Origin of the sequence: Microcystis sp. LE19-10.1B, assembly GCF_027530565.1 — a bacterium.
Taxonomy (GTDB): Bacteria; Cyanobacteriota; Cyanobacteriia; order Cyanobacteriales; family Microcystaceae; genus Microcystis; species Microcystis aeruginosa.
This window is the reverse complement of the sequence record NZ_JAPZQM010000702.1, coordinates 1-4813: the sequence shown is the minus strand read 5'-3', so window position 1 is coordinate 4813 and position 4813 is coordinate 1. Positions and strand designations below refer to the sequence as shown.

At 43.5% G+C, this 4813-nt stretch carries 5 protein-coding genes; 3 read left to right on the top strand and 2 right to left on the bottom strand.

Annotated features, from left to right (window positions below; all coding sequences use genetic code 11):
* Positions 1-257 precede the first annotated feature (257 nt).
* The gene (locus O9332_RS24910) at positions 258-1571 is read left to right on the top strand and encodes a cytosine deaminase (RefSeq protein ID WP_002763203.1); all 1314 of its coding nucleotides are present in this window, start codon (positions 258-260) and stop codon (positions 1569-1571) included.
* On the opposite strand, the gene O9332_RS24905 is transcribed toward O9332_RS24910, so the two are convergent.
* The gene (locus O9332_RS24905; protein ID WP_287638283.1) at positions 1548-1889 is read right to left on the bottom strand and encodes a DUF952 domain-containing protein; all 342 of its coding nucleotides are present in this window, start codon (positions 1887-1889) and stop codon (positions 1548-1550) included. The two genes, O9332_RS24910 and O9332_RS24905, sit on opposite strands and share 24 nt — an antisense overlap.
* 383 nt (positions 1890-2272) lie before the next feature.
* On the opposite strand from O9332_RS24905, the gene O9332_RS24900 reads away from it, so the two are divergent.
* Together O9332_RS24900 and O9332_RS24895 are read left to right on the top strand one after the other, a co-directional pair.
* On the top strand, positions 2273-3268 hold the full coding sequence (locus O9332_RS24900; RefSeq protein WP_002763206.1) for an L-lactate dehydrogenase: 996 nt from the start codon (positions 2273-2275) through the stop codon (positions 3266-3268).
* 579 nt (positions 3269-3847) lie between these two features.
* Entirely contained in the window at positions 3848-4150 is a 303-nt protein-coding gene (locus tag O9332_RS24895; protein WP_002763207.1) for a hypothetical protein, read from the top strand.
* A gap of 217 nt (positions 4151-4367) precedes the next feature.
* Here O9332_RS24895 and O9332_RS24890 read toward each other — a convergent pair whose 3' ends face one another.
* Positions 4368-4622, bottom strand: coding sequence for a hypothetical protein (locus O9332_RS24890; RefSeq protein ID WP_002737596.1), 255 nt, complete (start codon positions 4620-4622; stop codon positions 4368-4370).
* Between the last annotated feature and the right edge of the window lie 191 nt (positions 4623-4813).

Here is a 4813-nt window from a genome sequence, read left to right as displayed (position 1 = left end):
GCATTAGTTTTTCGGTGGGATGCTTACACGCAGCTGCTGATACATTTGTAATTATCTATAGCGTTTCCTGTTCGCAAGAGGTACATTATCGATGTTGAAAAGCTTAATTAGCAAAGGTTTAACTGTGTCACACAGGTGTGAGAACCGCTATAAGAGTTACTGATAATTGCTGACTGTCGGTATTCCTGCAAATGTGAGATGCACCGACGACTGGCTCCTAATTCTAACAACAATTTTTGATTTTTACCAGAGGTCTTATGATTCCCTCAAGCGAGCGCTACTGGCTCAAAAATGCTCATATTCCCGTTTCCCTGCTAGAAAATGAGAGTTTCTCTCCCCAAACCTCCGAGGGATTAACCTTAGTTAATCTGGAAATTAATGACGGTTACATTAATCGCATCACCTCAACAATCCCCCCCGAAGATAATATTCCCGTTATTGACCTCAAAAAAAAGATTGTTTTTCCTTGCTTTGTTGATATGCACACCCATCTCGATAAAGGTCATAGTTGGCATCGTTGTCCTAACCATGATGGCACTTTTGACAGTGCCTTAAAAATGGCCCTAGAGGATTCCCGACGGGAGTGGCGCTTAGAGGATGTGTATCGTCGCATGGAATTCGGCGTTAAATGCAGTTATGCCCACGGAACCGCCGCTATTCGCACCCATATCGACTCTTTTGGTCAACAGGCACAGATTAGCTTAACTGCTTTGGGAGAATTGCAACGACAATGGGCCGGTAAAATCACCCTGCAAGCGGTTTCTCTAGTTTCCCTTGACTACTATCAAACCTCCGAGGGAGCGGCCCTAGCCGATAAAATTGCCGAATTTGGGGGTATATTGGGGGGAGTAGCCTACACAAATGCCGATTTACAGGCACAAATTGATATTACCTTCAAATTAGCCCAAGAAAGGGGTTTAAATCTCGATTTTCATCTGGATGAAAACGGCGATTCCGATTCTACCTGTTTAGCAGCGATCGCGCGTACTGCTATCAAAGAGCAATTTGACGGACAAATCATCTGTGGTCACTGTTGCAGTTTAGCGGTACAATCCCATGAAATAATCCAAGAAACTTTAAATTTAGTCAAAAATGCGGGCATTGCTATCGTTAGCTTGCCGATGTGCAATCTCTACCTACAGGATCGTCAAGAGGAAAAAACCCCCTTTTGGCGCGGGACAACTAAGGTAAAAGAGATGAAAAAAGCGGGAATTCCGGTTGCTTTTGCCAGTGATAACTGTCGCGATCCCTTTTATGGTTTTGGGGATCACGATGGTTTAGAAGTCTTTACCCAAGCGGTGCGGATTGCTCATCTCGACACACCCTACGCTGACTGGGTAAATAGTGTCACCCTCACCCCAGCCAATCTGCTCGGATTGCCCCATTTAGGGCGCATTAAGACGGGTCTAGAGGCAAATTTGTTAATTTTCAAGGCTCGCTACTTTAGCGAGCTATTATCGCGACCACAGTGGGATCGCCTTGTGATTCGGCGCGGGTTGAGCATTGATACTACTCTCCCCGATTACCAAGAGTTAGATGATTTAGTTCTAGGAATTGAGCAAATCCTGTAAGGGTTTGACAAAAACTACCGATTCTAGGTTGATAGCACCGTAAATATGGGGAAAGGTCTCTTTTTCTAGCTCTAGAGTTGCATTTTCTGGGTTAGGATGCTGGGGCTGCTCCCATTTCACCGGGGACTGCAATTGTTCAGGAGAAATGGCTAAAACCAGCAAGTCTGGCTGATTTTGATAAAAAGCGGCCACAACTTTCGGAATTTGTTCTAAGGTGGAGCAATGGATAAATCCCTCATTTTTTAGGGAATACGCCCGATATTCCCCCATTTCACGAGCTATTTGCCAACCTCTTTCTGTAGTGATGTGATAGATCATCGGTTCGCCTCCTACTGTCACTTTATCCCTAATTTTAGGATATAGCCTGAAGCTGTCAGCGGCCCTCAATTCTCTTAAACTAGGGGTCAGGGAATAAAGACAAGAAATTTGTCCGACCAATTAAGTAGGTAGGCGTTAAAAGTTGTCAGACACCCCCCTTATCAAGGGGGGCAGGGGGGATCCCCCCGCCTATCGGCACCCCCCTTATCAAGGGGGGCAGGGGGGATCGAACCTAAAATCCATTTTTAATTTAATTATAACCAGCTACTTACCGGAAAAAAATGGCCGGTAACGTCCTCAAAATCTCTTTATAGTCTCCTTTTACCTGATATTAACCATTCCCCCTTAAAATGAGCTTACCGAGCCAGTAACTGCAAAAATCTATGCTAGATAAAATATTTACTCCCAATCCCTACGCTGAAAAACCCGCTCCTCTACGTCCTCGCAAGGGGGTAATTATCGGTGTTGGTCAGGTGGGGATGGCCTGCGCTTACTCGATGTTAATTCAAGACTGTTTTGATGAATTAATTCTGCAAGATATCGCCACGGATAAAGTCGAAGGGGAAGTGATGGATTTAAGGCACGGAATGCCTTTTATTGAACCCACAGACTTGAAAATGGGAACCGTGGCCGATGTGGGACAAAATGCCGATGTGGTGATTATTACTGCCGGGGCCGCCCAAAAAGAGGGAGAAACCAGATTACATCTCCTTGAGCGAAATGTGGCGATTTTTCGCCGTATTCTGGAGGATGTGGCTGTTTACTGCCCCAGTGCTTTGATTTTGGTGGTGAGTAATCCCGTCGATATCATGACCTATGTTACCCTGAAAATCACCAATTTTCCGCCTTCTAGGGTGATTGGTTCGGGTACGGTGCTAGATTCTGGCCGTTTACGCTCTCTTTTATCCACCCAACTCCATGTAGATGCGCGTAACGTCCACGCATATATTATCGGTGAACACGGGGATAGTGAGCTTGCTGTCTGGAGTTCGGCCAATATCGGAGGAGCAAGGTTACTAGAAGGAGATTGGCAGGATTTAAGCGCGGCCGACCAAGAAAGCTTAACAGAAATTTTTCTTCAGGTTAAAAACGCCGCCTATGAAATTATCAAACGCAAGGGTTATACTAGCTATGCGATCGGTTTAGCTACCACGGATATCGTTAAAGCGATTTTACGTTCCCAAGAAAGAATTCTCACTATTAGCACTCTCCTCGATGGTCAATACGGTCTCAAAGATGTGTGTTTAAGTATTCCCTCGGTGGTTAACGAGAAAGGAGTAATTAAAACTCTGAATCTTGCTCTCAGTCCCAGAGAAACGGAACAGTTACATAATTCGGCCAAAATTATGCGCGATTTAATCGATCAACTCAAAATTTAACTTAGGGTTGGCTGAATAAATCTAAAAACATTGTTGGCTAAGATTTTTAGATTTTTTTGCCCTCAAAAAGTGCCGAACATAAGAGCGATCAAGGGGAAATTTTAGGCACTTTTTCCCCGAAAATTAGGTAATTGTGGGGTGGACTGAAGCAAGTAGTGCTAGACTTCCCGAAAAGTCTATTTTATTTCAGTTTGTTGTTAGGGATATGCTCTGGCTAATACGCTTTTGGTTATGATATGCGGAAAAGTTCGCTGCGATGGTGCTAATAAGCTAAACGGCGCTTAACCTGCATGATCCAATAGCTATAACCCTTTTGGAGTCTATATCGGTGATCCGAAGTAAAAGCCGTTTAGCTTACTAAATCCGTTGAGTTTAGGCTAATTATGAGGACAGGCAAAAGGCAAGAGGCAAGAGGCAAAAGGGAAAATATATAATCAGTCTTTAATAAACGAATTTAGTATGATATGTCGAGAGTGTTTACATATCGTTACTCTGAGGATTGTTATTCGGAAATTTGCTGTATAATAAATACTGAGAATACGCTCGCGACTGGAAGGTCGCAACAGTTTCGGGCATATCATGTATGCGACCATCGAAAAGGTGGATATTATGTCATACGCATCTGGTGAATGGACCGCTTTTAGTTTTGCTATAACTGAATCCGCAAAAAATGTATTTGACGCCGCTTTAAAAGGTTTTGTTGGGGTAGAATACACCCCATTGGCCTTTGCAACTCAGGTTGTTGCGGGGATGAATTACTGCTTTTTATGTAAAGGAAAAGTTGTTTATCCTAACGCACCTGATCTCGTAGTACTGGTCTATATTTATAAACCACCACAAGGAGCTCCTCACATCACCAAAATCTCACAGATTAATCCTTGAAATTAGCCGATCTTGTAGTTAATGAAATGTAACGCACCTCTTTTTTCTCTAGCCGTGGTGCGATGCCGAAGGAACTGCGTAGCAGTACGCCGATCTGGTAGGGTGTGTTAATGAAATGTAACGCACCTCTTTTTTCTCTAGCCGTAGTACCATGCTCATTCATTGAAGCAAGTGATTGTAAGCTAACGGGGTTTTTTGATTTTTGAAAAGGCGATCGTTAGTTACCGTCCTGACTTAAAAAATAGCCAACTGCACGCTGAAGCTGTTCCATCCCTTGTTGCAGTTGGTCAATACGAGCCTTAGATTCCTCCATTTGTTGAGCAGTAGCTTCCACAAACCGATCAATACGCCGATTCGTTGCCTCACTGATTTCTGCTAATCTGTCAATATTGCTTTCTATTCGCTCTATTCGCTGCTGACTTGCCTCTAGACTGGCTTCAATACGGTCTAACCGAGAACTTTGCCACCACATTTAGTTAACACCTTGAAAATAAGCGATTATTGTCCTCAGTTTAGCAAATCTGGCTCTTCGTTACTTGTTATGGTTCGATAGGGGGGCATAAATCGACTAAATCCTTATCTGGCAAGAGACTTAATTGATTAGTTCGCTCTAGATCAAAAATAATTGACAAAAATCGCCAAATGCCTTTCTATATAAGGGTT